The sequence below is a fragment of the Segatella sp. genome (genome assembly GCF_977051555.1).
In genome coordinates this window covers 24,378-42,450 of record NZ_CDRSSE010000028.1, presented here as the reverse complement: position 1 = coordinate 42,450, position 18,073 = coordinate 24,378, and the positions used below count along the sequence as shown (strand labels likewise).

The 18,073-nt window shown below is 46.5% G+C and carries 10 protein-coding genes; 2 read left to right on the top strand and 8 right to left on the bottom strand.

Features of this window, described 5'->3' with window-relative positions:
• The first annotated feature begins 397 nt into the window (after positions 1–397).
• Complete coding sequence (locus tag ACWJAO_RS08045) at positions 398–1,567, top strand: ATP-binding protein (RefSeq protein ID WP_449139874.1); 1,170 nt, start codon at positions 398–400, stop codon at positions 1,565–1,567.
• A gap of 58 nt (positions 1,568–1,625) precedes the next feature.
• Here the strand turns inward: ACWJAO_RS08045 and ACWJAO_RS08040 are convergent, their stop codons facing one another.
• The 4 genes from ACWJAO_RS08040 to xyl3A are packed head-to-tail and all read right to left on the bottom strand — an operon-like array spanning position 1,626 to position 8,939.
• On the bottom strand, positions 1,626–4,022 hold the full coding sequence (locus ACWJAO_RS08040; RefSeq protein WP_449139873.1) for a TlpA family protein disulfide reductase: 2,397 nt from the start codon (positions 4,020–4,022) through the stop codon (positions 1,626–1,628).
• Positions 4,023–4,062: 40 nt separating this feature from the next.
• Positions 4,063–5,553: a family 43 glycosylhydrolase gene (locus ACWJAO_RS08035; RefSeq protein ID WP_449139872.1), complete on the bottom strand. Its 1,491-nt coding sequence runs from the start codon at positions 5,551–5,553 to the stop codon at positions 4,063–4,065.
• Between the two features lie 20 nt (positions 5,554–5,573).
• Positions 5,574–6,278, bottom strand: coding sequence for an acetylxylan esterase (locus tag ACWJAO_RS08030; RefSeq protein ID WP_449139871.1), 705 nt, complete (start codon positions 6,276–6,278; stop codon positions 5,574–5,576).
• Positions 6,279–6,332: 54 nt separating this feature from the next.
• A complete protein-coding gene (gene xyl3A, locus ACWJAO_RS08025; RefSeq protein WP_449139870.1) occupies positions 6,333–8,939 on the bottom strand; it encodes a xylan 1,4-beta-xylosidase in 2,607 nt (868 codons plus the stop codon).
• Between the two features lie 309 nt (positions 8,940–9,248).
• Between xyl3A and ACWJAO_RS08020 the strand changes: the two genes are divergently transcribed.
• On the top strand, positions 9,249–11,123 hold the full coding sequence (locus tag ACWJAO_RS08020) for a sialate O-acetylesterase (RefSeq protein WP_449139876.1): 1,875 nt from the start codon (positions 9,249–9,251) through the stop codon (positions 11,121–11,123).
• Positions 11,124–11,801: 678 nt separating this feature from the next.
• Here the strand turns inward: ACWJAO_RS08020 and ACWJAO_RS08015 are convergent.
• The 4 genes from ACWJAO_RS08015 to ACWJAO_RS08000 form a co-directional block, all read right to left on the bottom strand.
• On the bottom strand, positions 11,802–14,045 hold the full coding sequence (locus tag ACWJAO_RS08015) for a sialate O-acetylesterase (protein WP_449139869.1): 2,244 nt from the start codon (positions 14,043–14,045) through the stop codon (positions 11,802–11,804).
• Positions 14,046–14,048: 3 nt separating this feature from the next.
• Positions 14,049–14,981 carry a hypothetical protein gene (locus ACWJAO_RS08010; RefSeq protein WP_449139868.1) on the bottom strand — a complete coding sequence of 311 codons (933 nt, stop codon included), beginning with the start codon at positions 14,979–14,981 and terminating at the stop codon, positions 14,049–14,051.
• A gap of 218 nt (positions 14,982–15,199) precedes the next feature.
• Entirely contained in the window at positions 15,200–16,459 is a 1,260-nt protein-coding gene (locus ACWJAO_RS08005) for a DUF6057 family protein (RefSeq protein ID WP_449139867.1), read from the bottom strand.
• Positions 16,460–16,486: 27 nt separating this feature from the next.
• Positions 16,487–17,947, bottom strand: a complete 1,461-nt coding sequence (locus tag ACWJAO_RS08000) for a TolB family protein (protein ID WP_449139866.1) — start codon at positions 17,945–17,947, stop codon at positions 16,487–16,489.
• Positions 17,948–18,073: the final 126 nt, after the last annotated feature.

Below are 18,073 nucleotides of genomic sequence, written 5' to 3'. Positions count from 1 at the left end.
GAAGGAATCCCAAGCCTTCTCATAACGTTCGTTTGCTGTCATAATTCATGTGTTTTTAAAACTATGGTGCAAAGGTACGAACAAATGAGAAGACTGCAATGGTATAAACGCGGAGCCGCTTACGGATTTTAATGATACTTCTATGATACTTCTTTCCACTTTTTACGAGAAGACTCATTAATTATAAATATCTCTACATCAATAACATAACGTGATATTTGTGGCTAAAAATGAGACTATGAGACTTTTTTCTAGAAAAAAAATATACGTGTGTGTAAAGGAGGATTAAGTGCACTGAGTAAAGTGCAATTTACGTTAAAAATTGCACTCTACTCAGTGCAATTTCGTATTTAATTCGTATATTTGCACCCATAAAGAACAATATAACAGCCATAATATGGAACAATTACAAGCAACATTCGATAAATTGCTGAGAGAAACGAGTACTACGTTTCATCGCTATATGTACAATCGCATCAATTGGGATGCTCGTATGATTGGATTAATGGGACCAAGAGGTGTTGGTAAAACAACTTTGGTGCTTCAGCATATCAAAGAACAACTACCAAGAAAAGACTCTCTCTATGTACAGGCAGAAGATTTTTATTTTGCCAGTCACAGACTCACCGATCTGGCGGATTCATTTGCTAAGATGGGAGGAAAGTATCTTTTCATTGATGAAATCCATAAATACAAGGATTGGGCAAGGGAGCTGAAACTGATATATGATTATCATTCAGAACTCCATGTAATGTTTACAGGGTCATCTGTTCTCGACATAGCAAAGGGGGCATTTGATCTGAGCCGTCGTGCACTTATGTACGAGATTCAAGGGCTCTCGTATCGTGAATATCTGGAACTCTTTCATGGAATCCATTTTCCTGTATGTACTTTAGACCAGCTCATGCAACAGGAAGTCGATATACCAAATGGCTTCTTGCCACTAGAACATTTCGCTGACTATCTGCAACGAGGATATTATCCTTTTTCTGATGGCGACATCAGAATGTATATTCAGCAAGTAGTCAATGCAACGATAGAAACCGATATTCCACAATATGCAGACCTTACGGTTTCAACTGCAAGAAAGCTCAAAAGACTACTTGCCATCATCGCTCAAAGTGCACCATTCAAACCTAACATGAGCCAGATAGGAGGTCAGCTTGAAGTTTCAAGAAACAATATAGCCGACCTTTGCACCTATTTGGAGAAAGCAGGACTTATAGGACAGCTCCGCACTTCAACAGGTGGTATTCAAGGACTAGGCAAGGTGGATAAGATCTATCTGGATAATCCAACACTCATATATACCCTTGCCGGTAAGAGTGTTGAAATAGGAACTGTTAGAGAAACTTTCTTCTTCAATCAGACACGCTCACTCATGCCTGTAACAGTATCTCCTATATCAGATTTTCTGATTAACGGGAAATATACATTCGAGGTTGGCGGAAAGAAGAAAAAGCAAAATCAGCTGCAGAACATAGAGAATGGATATGTGGTAAAGGATGATATAGAAACGGGCTATGGCAACATCATCCCGCTATGGATGTTTGGCATGCTCTATTGATAGATAATCCTTGATTACAGAAAAGATGACCCCGCATTTTGCGAGGCCATTTTTTTCTTTATTTACTTAGCTCCTTGATAATTTTCTCCAGATTGTCAAGTTGGCGGGCATCCACTTTCACATCTACCAGATTTCCTTCCTTGTCGAAGAGGCGATAGGATGGGAAGGAGCGAATGTTGAGATAATTCTCGATGGCACTCTGCTGAGCCGCTGGCAAGTTATAGTGGGCGATATTGTCGCCAACCAGATTATTCAGTTTGATGAGATTTTTCCATGACTCTTCAGGACTATTACTTACCATATAAAGATATACCACATCGTATGGCGCCAAGCGTTCGAACTCTTCCTTCGAATGGGCAAGAGCCATCTTGCAAGGGGCACACCAGATTCCCCAGACATCCAGCAATACAAGCTTTCCCTTATAAGGCTCCAATATATGGCGAAGAAGTTTCTCACCATCGCTCATATCCTGCGGAGCTGTCTTGATACTGGCAGTAATGTCACTGTTCTGCAAAGACAGGTACTTACGGTGTTCTGCCAATACTTTCTCCCAGAGAACTTCAGAACTGATACTATGTTCTGCCAGGTCAAGCCCATAACTATTGAGTGGCATAGCTAGTCTTTCCAACACATGAAGAATAGCCTTGGAGATGATGACATCTTTCTGCTGCTGGCTGCACCCCATGCTATCAGCTATATGCAGGGCATAATAAACATCGAGGAGAGGAGTCTCATCCTTAAGCATCTTGGCAATATCTTCTCTTCCAATGATAGCAGTAGCGCGCTTGGCAAGGGCTGAGTTGGAAAAAGCATTTCCTATTTTCTCCTGCTCCTTGGCATCTGTCGTCTGATATTGCTTGATAGTCATGCTATCCAGATTCTTAGCCCATTGTTCCACCGTAGCAATTTCAGAATTTGTTATCGCAATATCCCCCTGAGCCTTGTGCTTTCTCAACAGTTCCGGATAATAATTGGTGAACAAGAATCCATAGGTCTTCCCCATGGGTGTACTGTACTTTAATCTTGCTTCCTGGTCGATGAGATCTTTTGTCAGCATATTATAGTCACGAAACTGAGTATAAGGCTGCGGAATCTCCTTCCATATTTTTTCCACTTGGCTCACATATTCCTGAGGGAAAACATTGTCTTTCACGTGATATGCTCCTTGCAAGATATCCGTAGCATAAATGCAGAGAAGGTATTGAGCCGCGTACTCCTGATAACATCTGGAAATAGATGCCGATTTTTCTATCTGTTTCCGTAAGTTCCCTTCAGCCTCCTTATATCTGGATCCAAGAATCTGCATCATCTCCTGGGCTGGAACCTTATTCTCAGACTTACCTGCATAGCCTGCGTTAATCATTGGGATAGGATGCGCCAGCAGTTCGTTTTGCAAGCGACAGTTCTTACCCATGAAGATAGCATGTCCAACCTTGAAGTCATAAAGCAGATAATAGGTCTCACCCGGCTCCAATACCGTGTTGACATAAGTATGTTTCCAGTCCATGAAAACCTCGGTAGAGTTGATGAGGGGTACTTTGATCTCAAATCTGCCAAGTGAATCGAGCTTGCTATAATTGCTCACTTCCTTGAATGTACAGAAAAGATCCTCATACTTCACACAATACTCCTGCCCTCTATCCCAAAGTTCCTTAGGCATATTTCTGAGCCATCCCACAACAATAGCCGTATCGGGCTTGTTATGAGTATCCTTCAGACTTGTGGTCTCATCTTTCTGCGGATAATCCGGAAGGGTGGAAGTGGTAATGAGCGAATATTCGGCTTTCTTGCCGTTGATGCTCATCGTGCGCTTGCCATGTTGAGGTTTGTAGATGTTGACAGCCAGGTCGCTCTTGCCATCGGTAAGGATGAAAGAGTACTTATCGCCCTTCTGATTCTTCTGCTTGTATTGCCAGTAACGGCAGTCGTAGATGGCGAAATTTTCATAGAATCCTATCTCCCAATCGCCGGTCGCATCGTTGCGCCAAAGCGAGGAGAAGAGCTGTTTGATGCGGGTATCGATACTCTCGATGCCAAATATCTTGAAGTTCTCTTTGCCGTCACCTTCCAGGAAGTCAAACTTTCGGGTCTTCTTGGGGAGCGGTGCGAAATGGAAGACCACATCCTCCTTGCCTGAACTAGGCATATAGTGTTCTTCGTCAAGTTTCAGTCCATCACAGCTCTTGACGAGATATTTCTTGCCATCAGCAAGAAGATAGGTTTCCTTCACAAACTTTACCCAATAGTGTGGGCGAAAAGTGATGTGCATGAACACTCGTGTTTCATCATCTGCGAATTCCACACGATAGATGTTAAGTTGAGATTGAAAAGGATCATTAAATAGCTGGTTCGATTCAGCTATCGGCTGTTCCCAGACAATAGGTTTCTTGCCATTCCCTGCCCAGCAAGTGCAGAGCCAGATGGCTGCGATAAGTACACAAAGGATTCTTTTCATAAATTCGATAATTTTATTGGATTGATATTGATGCTGCAAATTATTGTTGTCTGAAATTCCATTTAGAATTGTCGCTGTTGAAATCGAAAGGAGCCAGGCCTGGGGTACAATCGCCGAGTGAAACCAATGCAAGCTTCTCTTCAGTGCCTGGCACTGCCTTCGGCATGATGCGATAGGTGCCATCGGTAAGCTGTTCGATGCGCCAAAGCTGGGCATCTTCACCGGTGAACTCAGGTTTGGCAATGACATCATGCAGAGCGGTTGCGGTAAGATAGCGAGTAGTGCCCTCTATGCAGATCTTATAATAAGGACCACCCAGATAACCATCCTTTCCGGCAGGTGTGATGCTCCACTTCTGATGAGGACGGAACATGTAGTCGTTCATTCTTACCTTCACTTCTCCCTTAGGCCATTCTGCCTCCACCTCCTTCAAGGTCTGTGGTTCAATGTCCTTCAGAGGCTTGGTTGGCTTTATCCAGAATGGTTCGATATCACGCTGCATTCTCACGAAATCTACGGCAATCTCCAGGGCATAGCCTCTTCGTTCCGATTCTATCTCGTAGGTTCCGGCATGAAATTCATCACCAGCCACAGGCCAGTCGTTCTTCCACAACAAAGGACGGATAGCCAGGACGCTTCGTCCTCCCTGTCTGAAATCAGACTCATAGTGGAACGACATCTTTTCCACACCCTCTTCCTCGATATAGTGTCCGAAGTGACCGGGACCCGTCTTCAGATTATTGGCAGCAATCACCATCTTTCCACCGCCCTGCAACATCACTCTGCCCACATTATCCACGTATGGACCAGTTATCTTTCTCGAACGTCCCACCACGATATTGTAGGTAGAATTAGGACCATCGCAACAGGTTCCGTGAGTGCCGAGAAGATAATACCAACCGTTGCGATAAATCAAATCGGTAGCTTCGCAGTCGATAGCGATATTGATGGGTTCGTTGCCTTCCATCCGCTTACCTGTCTTCGGGTCGAGTTCTACCAGGCGGATAAAACCAAAATAGGTTCCGTAACTGAGCCAGAGTCTGCCGGTAGTAGGGTCGAGCAACAAGCCCGCATCAATCGCATCACAGTCTTCATCATCCAGAGATGAGGCAACAACTATCGGTTCGGTATATTTGAAATCAGGCGATTTCGGATCGAGGCTTTTGTTCCACATCGTCAGGACATCACCGCGATGACTGCCACCCAATCCACCACCCGTAGCACTGTAGGCTACAAGATAACGGTCACCAATCTTCAATACATCAGGAGCCGCTCCTCTGCCGGGACGAACAGCACCACCCTGCCAGGTCCAGCCATCCTCCGACCAGAGTCCGCCTTCACCCGTTCCAAAGGTATAATACTTTCCATCACACAGGGCAATGGTAGAAGGATCATGAATGAAAGGTTCGCCAACCTGGGCTTCTGCCTCGTAAGCAGAAGAAGACAACAAGGCAACCAAAGCAGCGGCATAAAGTTTCTGCTGAGCAGCAACCGGGCTAAAATATCTGAAAAATATATTGTTCTGTTTCATAACTTTCTATATTGATTGCACTACTTCACGTGAATGGACAGGTTTCTGACAGGCTTGCCTTGTCCGTCGATGAATCGGATACAGAAGTCACTCATACCAGGACCATTGATGACTGCACCACGAAGAATATTCCTACCCTTCTTCAAGGTAAGCTTCTTAGAAACCACATCATCGCGAACCATCCTCCGGTCGCCTTCGAGCATCACCGCCTCTTCGCCATTGAGCCACCACATGGAGGCACCATTCGAACCGACAGCCAGGCGGACGTCTTTCATTTCCTCAGGGCAATCAATAACAGTAACCGCCCAGAACAAGACCCCATACTTGGGCTTTCCGAACGAAGTAGCGAAACGGAAAAGCTTCACGTTATAGAGCTTGCTATCCAGCGCATGCCATTTCAGCTTTTCCTTGCCCACCTTCACGACGGTTCCATCCTTAGGTACGATTTCCATCTGTTTAGGGAAATACTGCGTATGGAATATCTCCTTCAGATAAGAATCAGTAAAAACGACATTACTCTTGACAGGCACAGAGATTGGCTCCAAGAGCAACCATCTCTGAATAAAGCCAGCCGCATTGGGCATGACAGGCTGCTTGCCGACAGGTCCGAAATAAGGATTGATGTCTGCAGGTAAATTCCTATTTTGGGCATCCGCAGAGGAATGCCCAAAAAGGAATACACATAAACAAAACAATCTAACTATTTTATGGAAAAAGTTGTTCATAGACTATTCATTTTATTGAACTTTCGCAAGTTCTATTAATTATTATACAGTTATTTAATATTCAATAGAAACATCCAGTTTCTTCAAGTCCTTATCAGCCGAACTGCTGCCGTAATAAACCTCATACTTTCCTGCCTTGGCACGGATGGTATTGGTTGCAGCATCGAAGAGTTCGAAGTTACTGCTATCCAGCGTGATGACAGCCTCAGCAGTCTTTCCCGCCTTCACCTCTACTCTCTCGAAAGCCTTTAAGGTCTTCAATGGACCTTCGGTATCGGCAGGATCCTTCACATACACCTGCACCACCTCGGTTCCATCCTTCTTTCCCACGTTGCTTACCGGTACCTTCAGCGTAATCTTCTCACCCTTCTTCAAGATAGAGTTGGAAAGTGTAGCATCACCTATACGGAAAGAAGTGTAGCTTAAGCCATAACCGAACGGGAAGAGCGCATCGTTCATATAACGATAGGTTCTGCCCTTCATGCTGTAATCCTTGAAATCAGGCAACTGCTCTGAATTCTTATAGAACGTAACAGGCAACTTGCCGGCAGGATTGTACTCTCCGAAGAGTACACGAGCCACAGCCTCGCCACCTTCCTGACCAGGATACCAAGCCTGTAGAATGGCATCGCAACTCTCTGTCTCTGGAGTCAAGGCGATAGCCGACCCCGAGCAGTTGACAAAGACCACCTTTTTGCCCGCTTCCTTCAAAGCCTTCAGGAAATTACGCTGAACCTTCGGCAATTCGATGTTGGTGCGGTCACCACCCTTGAAGCCAGAAATCTCGATAGGCATTTCCTCACCTTCCAACTGTGGAGAGATACCACCTACGAAGACTACTGTCTCACAATCCTTCAACTGCTTGAGCGAAGCCTGATAGTCGATAGGATTCTCATGACCGATATTGAACTTCATGTCCGCATTATAATTAGGCATCTCGTGATAGCGAATCTCTATCTTATACTCCTTGCCCTTCTCGGCTTGGAACTCGATACGACTCTCGGTAGTGCGCCAGATAGAATGCTCTGCCTTTTTCTCACCATTCAGATAAACCTCATAGTGACCGCAACCAGCCACGTCGAGCAATACCTTGGCATTCTGCTTAGGACGGAATACGGTTTCATACTTGGCAGAAAAGGCCGTCAGCTTCACATTTGGAGCGAAAGAATGCTGACCATAGGTAGTTACCTGCACTGGATTTTTCTCCTGGGTGATGGTAACAGGCTTACCGTTCATTTCACGGTTGTTCCAGAAAGTGCCCTTAAAGCCCATTTTGCCATCCATGCTACACTGGTCGAAGTAAGAATCCAAAGTCTGGTCGTTCACCAGGTCGCACCCTTTAAAGGTAACGACCTGGTTTTTCTTCAAACGACTCTTGATACCATCCAAGATGGTAATTGTCTGTCGTGGGGTACCATTATAGTTTCCCCACATCATCGGTTCGTTATCCACATTTGGTCCGATGAAAGCAATCTTCTTTACCTTTTTATCGAGAGGTAATACCCCATTATTGTTTTGGAGCAACGTCATAGTCTGCAGAGCCATATCGAGCGAGAGCTGGCGATGCGCCTTGCTACAAAGCACCGATACAGGGATCTTCGACCATGATACAATCTTGTTGTCATCCATCTCACCCAAGTCGAAACGACCTTCGAGCAGACGAATCACATGCTTATCAACTTCTTCTTCAGTCAAGGCACCATACTTCACAGCCTCAGGCACCGACTTATATACATAATTAAATCCACATTCCACATCAGTTCCAGCCAACACACCCTTAGCTGCTGCATTTCTGGCATTGCTAGAAACCTTATGGTTCTCCCAGAAATCGGTGACGGCGCCACAGTCAGAAACCACCAGATACTTGAATCCCCATTCATCTCTCAATATTTGCTGGAGCAAACGGGTACTGCCGCAGCATGGTTCATCATCCCAACGCTGATAGGCGCACATCACCTCTCGCACCTTGGCATCCTGCACCAGTGATTTGAAGGCAGGCATATAAGTTTCCCAAAGGTCGCGCGGTGTAACATCGGTAATATTGTCAGTATGGCGAGCCCATTCCGGTCCGCTATGGATGGCATAGTGCTTGGCACAAGCCCAGAGCTTGCGGTATTTCGTATCTTCAGGTCCCTGCAATCCGCGCACCACGGCACATCCCATCCTACTAGTAAGATAAGGATCCTCACCATAGGTTTCCTGTCCACGTCCCCAGCGAGGATCACGGAAGATATTCACGTTTGGAGTCCAGACAGATAAAGCATGGAAACGGGTTACATCTCCCCCCTTCTGCTGCAGTTCATTCCATTTGGCACGCATCTCATCAGATGTTGCATCAAAGACGCGATACACCATTCTGTCGTTAAACGATGCAGCCATTCCGATAGGTTCCGGAAAGACGGTTACATCTCCCATGTTCGCCACACCATGCAGCGCCTCACTCCACCACTGGAATCTCTTGATTCCCAATCGTGGGATAGCCGGCGAATCATCCAGCATCAGAGAAGCTTTCTCTTCCAGCGTAAGACGTCCACACAAATCTACCGCTCGCTCATGAGCCGAGAGGGCTGGATTCTGATAAGGCAACTGCTGAGCCAAAACATTACCAGCAAACATGAGGGAAATAAACAGCAAAGCTGCATATATAATATTCTTATTCATTATTATTACTTTTAAGCTATTAGTAATTGGATTGTTATTTACTGATGCAAAGGTAAGCAAAAAAGCAGTATTCTACTTTATTACATGTATCAAATACTTTATATTATGTAACAAAGCCAGAGAAAAGCAAGAACACCTTACAATAAATATAAGGATGAGAGATTGGGAAAAGTTATTGGTACATGAGACAAAACACGTATGGGAATCTTTTCATAACTTTGCAAACAGAACAGAAGATGAAAATCAATCTAATAATTTAATTAAATATAAACTATGAAGAGATTATCAATCTTAGCATCGATGCTCGCGATGGCGTGCCTGCCGATGATGGCACAGAAAACGGGCAGTAAGGTTCAGGAAAAGCCTGATCCTAATTTTCAGATTTATCTCTGCTTCGGACAGTCGAACATGGAAGGAAATGCGGCTATCGAAGACATCGACCGAACGGGCGTGAACCCGAGATTCCAGGCTATGTATGCCGTGGATGATGAAAAGGCGGGATGGAAGAAGGGACAATGGCACACCGCTGTGCCACCACAGGCAAGACCCTCTACCGGACTGACACCTGTTGACTATTTCGGAAGAAAGATGGTGGATAACCTGCCAGACAGCATCAAGGTGGGAACCATCACCGTAGCCGTGGGCGGAGCCAGTATCGACCTCTTCGATAAACGTACCTATAAGGCTTATCTAAAGAAACAACCCGACTGGATGAAAAACTTTGCATCCCAGTATAACGGAAATCCATACGCCCGACTGATAGAACTGGCTAAAATAGCCAAGAAGCAGGGTGTTATCAAGGGCATCCTCCTGCACCAGGGCGAAACCAACAACGGCGATGCCAACTGGCCTAACCGTGTAAAGACTGTTTATAACGACATTCTGAAGGATCTGAATCTGAAGGCAGAAGACGTTCCTCTGCTCGTAGGCGAAACCGTACAGAAGGATATGGGCGGAAAATGCTGGGCACATATCGCCATCGTTGATGATATTGCCAAGACCATCCCTACTGCCCACGTCATTTCATCAAAGGGTTGTCCCCAACGTGGCGACGGTCTCCACTTCATCGCAGAAAGCTACCGCACCATGGGCAAGCGCTATGCAAACATGATGCTCGCCCTGCAGGGAATCATTCCGGACAGCAACTATCCGAGAGTAGATAAAGACCGCAGAGCTTATGTAAAGCTCCATGCGCCTGAGGCAAAGAAAGTAATCTTCGACATCTGCGGCAAGAAATATGAAATGAAGAAAGACCTGGATGGCGACTGGTACGGCGTAAGCGATCCGCTGGTGGTAGGATTCCACTACTATTTTCTGAATGTAGACGGCGTGCAGGTTGTTGACCCTGCCAGCGAAACCTATTTCGGCTGCTGCCGTGAAGCAGCCGGTCTGGAAGTACCAGAGGGAGCTGAAGGCAACTACTACCGTCCTCAGCAGGGCGTAGCCAAAGGTCAGGTTCGTTCAGTATCTTACTATGCAGCCTCTCAAAAGCAGTTCCGCCGTGCCATGGTTTATACACCAGCCGAATATGAAACCAACACCACCAAGCGCTATCCTGTGCTTTATCTGCAGCATGGCATGGGCGAAGACGAGACAGGCTGGAGCAAGCAGGGAATGATGCAGCACATCATGGACAACCTGATAGCAGAAGGCAAGGCTGAGCCTATGATTGTGGTCATGGAGAGTGGCGACGTGAAGAAGCCTTTCGTTGCCCGTCCGGGTAAGAATGTAGATGAAGAACGCAACCACTATGGTGCTTCTTTCTATGATGTGATTATCAAGGATCTGATTCCGATGGTTGACAAGACATTCCGTACTTATACCGACCGCGAGCATCGTGCAATGGCAGGATTGTCGTGGGGCGGTTGCCAGACATTCAACACGGTATTGCCTCACATGGACAAGTTCTCTGCCCTTGGAACCTTCAGCGGTGCACTTTTTGGCGTGGATGTAAAGACCTGTTTCAATGGAGTATTTGCTGATGCTGAGAAATACAACAAGGACATTCACTATATGTTTATGGGCTGCGGTTCGGAAGAGAACTTCGGTACCGAGAAGATGGCACAGCAGTTGAAAGAACTGGGCATCAAGCTCGATGTTTATGTATCACCAGGCACTCATCATGAGTGGCTCACCTGGCGCCGCTGCTTCAAGGAGTTTATTCCTCATCTCTTTAAGTGGTAAACAAACTATCAGACGTATCTTTTACTACGTCCGGACGTAACTTTTGCTGCGTCGGGACGTAGCAAATGCTACATCGGGACGCATTTTTTACTGCATCAGAACGTAATTTCCCTCCCTTTTTCGCCAGTAAAATTCCCAAAAAACGATAGAAAAAGCCTCGTATTAAACCGAAAAAACAACTTTTTGCTCAATATCTTCTTAGTTTTCGCCCCCAAACCCCTCAAAAACACCGATATTTTGCTGATTTTATGCCAAAAGTGGTAATAGGTGACAATAAGGTGACAATAAAAACGCCCCTTATTACCACCCATTATCCTCTAATAATCAAAGAGTTAAGACGAGCGTGGCAAATGTGGTATTAAATTAGAGAAAAAATACACATGTAATGCTACAGAATACTGATATAGCTCAGTCAGCTAACTCAAGTAGTTCTATCAGCTAACCCAAGTAGTTCAGTAAGCTAACTCAAGTGACTCAATCAGCTGACGCAGATATCTCGACAAGCCGAAGGATACGTCTCCGTTAGCCTACGGAGTCGTATCCGTAACCCAACGGAGTTATATCCTTAACCCAATGCAGTCATATTCTTAACCCCACGCAGCCATATCTGTAGGCAAACGGAAGCACATCATGGACAACCTGATTAAACAAACTATCAGACACTATAATGGCTATATTCTATTTTGCTATTCTCATTTTCTTGCCATGATGGATATAAATACCAGCCTTAGTTGGCTTCTGCAACAATTTCACGCCCTGAAGAGTGTAATAAGCAGGATCTACATTCTTCTTAGCTACAGAAAGGCTTGGAGTGAAGATTCCGGTTGAAGTCTGCGCTTCATCTGCAAGACTGTAGGTAGGACCATTCCAGTTGGTACTCCAGCCCTGGAAATGCTTGGCTGAGAAATCAGCGTTGGCAATGAGGTTCTCGGATGTTCCTTCCTTCACAAGTAACAGGTCGTCGATATCGAGTGTGCCTGCGTATTTGCCAAATACAAACTGGAAGGTATCCAGAGCGAAGTTGGCTGTGAAATTCCAGGTCAGCGTCTTCCAGCCACCAGCCTCAATAGGATAGGCAGCCAGATACTGCACATCAGCACTGCTACCCCACTGGTTCTTGTTGTCGCTTGCATTCCAAATAGGCCAGAAACCCAGTTCTGCGCAATCGGCAGAAGTCCGAACCTTCATGGTAAGCGAATATTTGGCACCCTTCTCCAAAGCCTTTGGCAAAGTATAGATAGCCTGACGGTCCCAGAGGTTTTCGCCAGCTGTACTCTCGTAACGGATAAAATAGTTGCGCTTCTCGGCAGGAGTAACACCCAGGATATCGAGCATCGCGTCGGCATAACGCTTACCGAACATACGATAGCCCTCTGCTGTGAAATGGAGTCGGTCGCTCTGCAGAGGACAATCCTTTGATGATACGACATGAGCTGTAGGAATCGTAGCTGTGATATTGTCGATAATCGCATTATGTCCCCAGCAGGCAGCGTTCTGGTCTTTCTGTCCCAACTCACCAACGAGCAGAGGCACATCCTTGGCATCAAGTCCCAAATCAGCAAGCATATCCTCATAAATCTTCTTTACCTTAGAAGGCCAGGTCTGATCGCAGTTGTTGGTCTCGCCCTGATGCAGGAGAATACCTTTGATGACACCACTCTTCTGTGCAATCTTAGCCAACTCTATAAGACGGCCGTAAGGATTACCACCATACTCCTTGGCATAATTGCGGAGCCAGTCGGCAGTATTGGCATCATTGAGATAAGACTGATACTTATCCTTATCAAAGAGATCGATGCTTGCACCGCCTACAGCTACGGTGATGGTTCCCACCTTCACCTCGTCAGACAGATTATCTACCATCTTTCTTCCGAAATAATCTACTACCGACAGACGGGTGTAAGGACGAGCCTGAGGCGGAGTAGCTGTATGCCATTTGCCTTTTGTCCATCCGGCATTGGCATTATCGAGCGTATACATTGCCATGAAACGAGGGTTCACACCCGTCTTATCCTGTGCCTCGATGGCAGCATTTCCCTCCATGTTCGACTGTCCGAAACAGAGATAAATCTGAAAATTAGGATCTGGAGTAGAATGCTGGTTCAACCGATGACGCTTGAAGAAGTTCCATAATTCTTGGGTAGAATTTACACCATTAGGCTCATTGGAATGCCAATGTCCCTGACCGTCGATGGAAATAAGGTTCACTTCTACATCATTGTTCACATTATTATATATAGTACGGGTAGCATTGGCAGTTTTTCTGCTGGAAGGATAAGGGCGAACCACCTGCGGATTGTTTGCATCGCAACCCTCGTAGGCAGCCCACTTCTTTACATATTCCTCAATACTAGGATAGCCGCCAGCCATGTGAGAAGGATCGCCCGTATATTTAAACACGTCGTCACCCGTACCATGGATATGCATGATAGACACCTTGCGGTTTGCCTTAGGCTGCTTGCCGATATCCACACCACTTACTGGTCCGAAAGCAGCAATCTTATCGCCAAGAGTTTCCAGACAGTGGTAACCCAACCAGCTACCCATGGAGAAGCCCGAGAGATAGATGCGGTTCTTATCCACATTATGCTTCAGCTCCATATCCTTCATGATAGCCTCCACAAACTTCACATCACCCATACCGCTGGTATCCCACATTCTGTTATTACCCAGCGGATAGGTAACAATAAAACCCTCGGTATCAGCCATCGCGTTCCATTGGGTCTGCTTCTGCTGATACTCAGGGTCCTGATTCATACCATGAAGAGAGATTACCAAGGCTGGTGATTTCTCTACATTCTTTGGTACATAAGTGAGGGTCTTGCGAGTAGAAGTCCCCACTTTTACCTCTTCCCAGGTCTGTGCCGCCATCTGGAGGCACAGAACCATGAGGAGAGATGCGAGCATTGTAAAACGTCTCATCTGTTACTTGATAACCATCTTTTTACCATTCTTGATCACGATACCCTTGTAACCCTTGGCTACCTGCTGACCAGCGAGATTGAAGCACTTGCCATCCTGGGCAACCTTCAGATTCTCAACCTTAGAAATACCGGTAGTTGTATCAACCAACCAAGCACCGAGTACAGATACCTGGGCAGGTTTCTTGTCTGGGTCGGTATATTGGATACCCATAGTCTTAATGGCCGCACCTTCCTTGGTGGTGAAAGTAATCTCTTCGCTGCCGTTGAATGAAGGCCACTCAGAACTATTATCCTCGTAATCTACACACATCTGAACATTTGGGGTTGGCTCTGCCAATTTCACTTTCACGGTAACATTGCTCTTGCCAGCCAAACCATTGATAGCGAGCTGCTGCCATTGTGAATTGTAAGAAACTACACCCTTATAAGCTACGGTGTTATCAGTACCTGCCCAACCGGTGAAAGAGGCATTAATCTTCTTTTCTGTACCATCAGCGGCAACCAAAGTCATCTTCTTAACCTTCAGGTTCGCTTCCTCAGCATCGGTATGCTGAACAGATACTCCAACGATGTAAGGATGCTCCTGATCGAAAGAAAGTTCAAACTTCTTGGTAGCTCCATCGCCCACAGCACGACCATAAGCAGCAGTAGCCTCACCTTCAGCATCAGCAGAAGCCTTCCAAGTATAGTTCACCTGAAAGTTGGCAGGAAGCGGCTCTTCGAACTCGAGGATATACTTTGGATAATCTGCAGAATTGACATTGCAGGCAAACTCTGCTGCACCCCACTGCTTGGAGATAGTGAAGTCATAAACATCAGCATCGTAGGCAAAACCTGCATTCCAACCACCACCCAAAACAAGAGGAGTCTCTGTCTGAGCATTCACACTTACAGCCATGAAAGCTGCTACAATCAAAGTAAATAACTTTTTCATAAGCTTTTAATTTTAAGTTTATTGATATTAATTGTTCATTCGTGGAACGAGAAATGTTTCTCATTTCCGCACGCAAAAGTAACAGAAAAGGCTGAAAAAGACTTTGCGTGGTGTAACAAATACTTTGTGAGAAACACCAAATAGGTTTGATAACCAACATTATAACGAAAATGATACACCATCAAACCTATTTGAAGAGGAAATCTATACAGATGAGTCTAATACATTACGTCCTTCTCTGGGAAGCTATGGGATAGCGGACCATAGAGGGGATGGGCATCCAAAAGCTTGACACTGCGGGTGAGAGGAAGCACATCCTCCGCCCACTGGCGATAGAAGGTGGCATCATGCAAGATGTAGAGATACTTGCGCGCCAACTGCTCATGGCCACTCACCAGTTCGGTCTCAGCAAGACGCTTCAGCATTCTGCCGCTCTGGTTACCATTGGCAATGAGCTGCTTAAACTCGAAGGCATATCGGCGAGAAGCATTCACCAAGCCCAGATGGAAGAAGAGGTCACTCTTCATGCAGATATTGATGGGATGATCCAGCTTGCCATACGAAGCCATAAACTGGCGCATCCCCTCATCACTCAATGCCCCCGTCTTCCATTGCGCCAACTTCACAGCCGCCTCGCTCGCCGTAGCCATCGGAGCCTTCTTAGTAGCCTTGTCCAAGATGGCATGCCAATCCTGTCGGCGCACCAACATACTATACTCCATCTGCTCATACACATCAGAGGTATACCACTCATGAGGGAAGAACGCCGTAGGATCGCGCAGATAATCAATGCCACGAAACACACGAGCCTTGGGATAAGGCAACATCCTGGCACTATCCAACTGCACAAACAAGCCTACCACCAGCACAGCCACCAAGCCCATCGCCCAGTTCTGCTTATCCTTCTGCCTGCACAAGGCATAAGCCACCAAGCACATTGCTGCCCATATCGCCATCGGTCCCACTAGCCAATAGCCCAAAGTGAGCAATAGCAGCAGATAAATAATGGCAGGTCTCCAAGCCGAGAAGATGTTACTAGGCATCAGCAGCAACATAGCCTCAGTAAGCAGCAAAGCCATAGGCACAGTAGTCATCACATCCTTATCGCCCATGATCGCCCACATTACAATAGGCGGCAGAAACGACAGGAGATAACATCTCATACCGTCCTTGCAGCCCATCCTTCTCATCAAGAGCCAGGTGATCCGTTGCAAGCCGCCCATGAGTAGCGCCAGGAGCAAGGCGCCCAGCGGCAGATTGTTATAGCACTGCACCAGCATCTCAGCCAGATAGCGAGCCACACCACCTGGTTCTGCCAGTCTATCCATCAGATAATCCCCATTCCATAAGAAGAGCTGCATCTGCTCATGATAAGCCAATGCGCAGGGATAGGCATATCGCCAGAAGATGTACAGGGCAGCCATGAAGCCAACCGCCATCATCCATCGGCTTCTATCATTATTCTTCGTATCTTTCATTTTCCTTATACCTTATTATATATAGCATTACTTAGCCACCCGCCATTCCATACGTTTAGGGTTGTTGATATGCCCAGGCATATCCTCTATCTCCACCTTACGCAGCGTGAAGTCGGGCGTATTATATGAATACATGCGGCGCAGATTGTCCTCCCTAGGTCGGCGTTGCGGAAGGAGGAAAGGCTTGGTAGAATGGCCCTGCCTGTCCACGCTAGCCAGATAGATGCGAGTATACAGGCCGTCCTCTCGCCTACTGGTAAAGAGATACCATCCGCCACTCTTGCTCCAGTTGTGGAAACTGTCAGAGTCATCACTATTGGCAGCGTCCAGGGCATGAGCCTTGCCAGTCTTCAAATCTAGCAGCCATAGGTCAGCCTCCGGATGCCAGATAGAGAAGTAGCCATAATCCAGCGTGGTAAACATCAGATATCTGCCATCGTATGACGGACGAGGCCAAGTGATGCTCTTGTCCAAAGCCACTGCACTGATGAGCGTATCCACCATTTCGCCCAGCTTGCCCGTCTTGGCATCGAAGCCCACACGGCAGAGGCTATATCGGCTCTCACGGAAATGCTGCTTCGGATCTCTGAAAGGCGCGGTGATATAATAGAGCCACTTACCGTCTGGCGAAAACACAGGGCAGTTCTCCAGATTCTCCTTGGTGGCAAAGCGAGCATCCACCATCGCCTCATGCGTCTCGGGATTGTAGATGAAGATGTCAGAGCTCATATCGAAATACTCGATGCGCTTCTTAGCCTGAGAATGAAAATACTGCTGCGTATCATTGGTGCTGAAGGCGATAAACTTGCCCGATGGATGCCAACAAGGGAACACCATCGGACCGCCCACCTCCAGATTCTTCGACTTCATCCAGTCGTCCTTGCCCTGATGGCGAATCAAGGTAGCACCCTTCTCGCCACGGATATGCAGCGTAAACTCATCGGGATTGGTGGCATTGGCGGTATGACAATTCACACAACTGCCCGGCACCTCGGTGGTGCGATAGATGGCAAACTCATCAAAGTTGGAGAGGCAACGCTGGAAGAGTCCCTGCATACCATAGAGCTCATAGCCAGGAGCTACCATGCGATAAGTGACGCCCCACTCCTTCATCCTCTGCTTATCCACGAAGATGTCAAAAGGCTTGAATTGTCTCCACTGTCCGTCCTTCTTGGCGACAACAATAATGGTCAGTTTTCCGCCTCGATTATCACGTAGCAGTTGATGCCATTGTTCGATGTCAAACTCCGCATCCTCTCCCGATGTCTCCATCGCTCCCTTCCTGGATCCCTTTATCTGTACCGACATAGCCGTATATCCCTCATCTTCCATGCAGAAGTTGAGCGGAGCGATATTGGCGGGCACGGTAACGCCCACGTAGTCGGGATAGATGGCAGGCAACTGGCTCACCATCGTTATGTCATGTGGCTTTTGCGAGCAACCCGCCAGCAGCAGGCAGCCCATCAGCAAATAATATATCTTTTTCATGGATACAAAGATACATCTTTCCCCTGAAACACCCTTTGCGTCATGTAACAAATACTTTATCTGGATTGAAATTATGCAGCCAAATTAAAGATTTTGGCACGAAAACGCACTTTTTCTCGAAAAAAA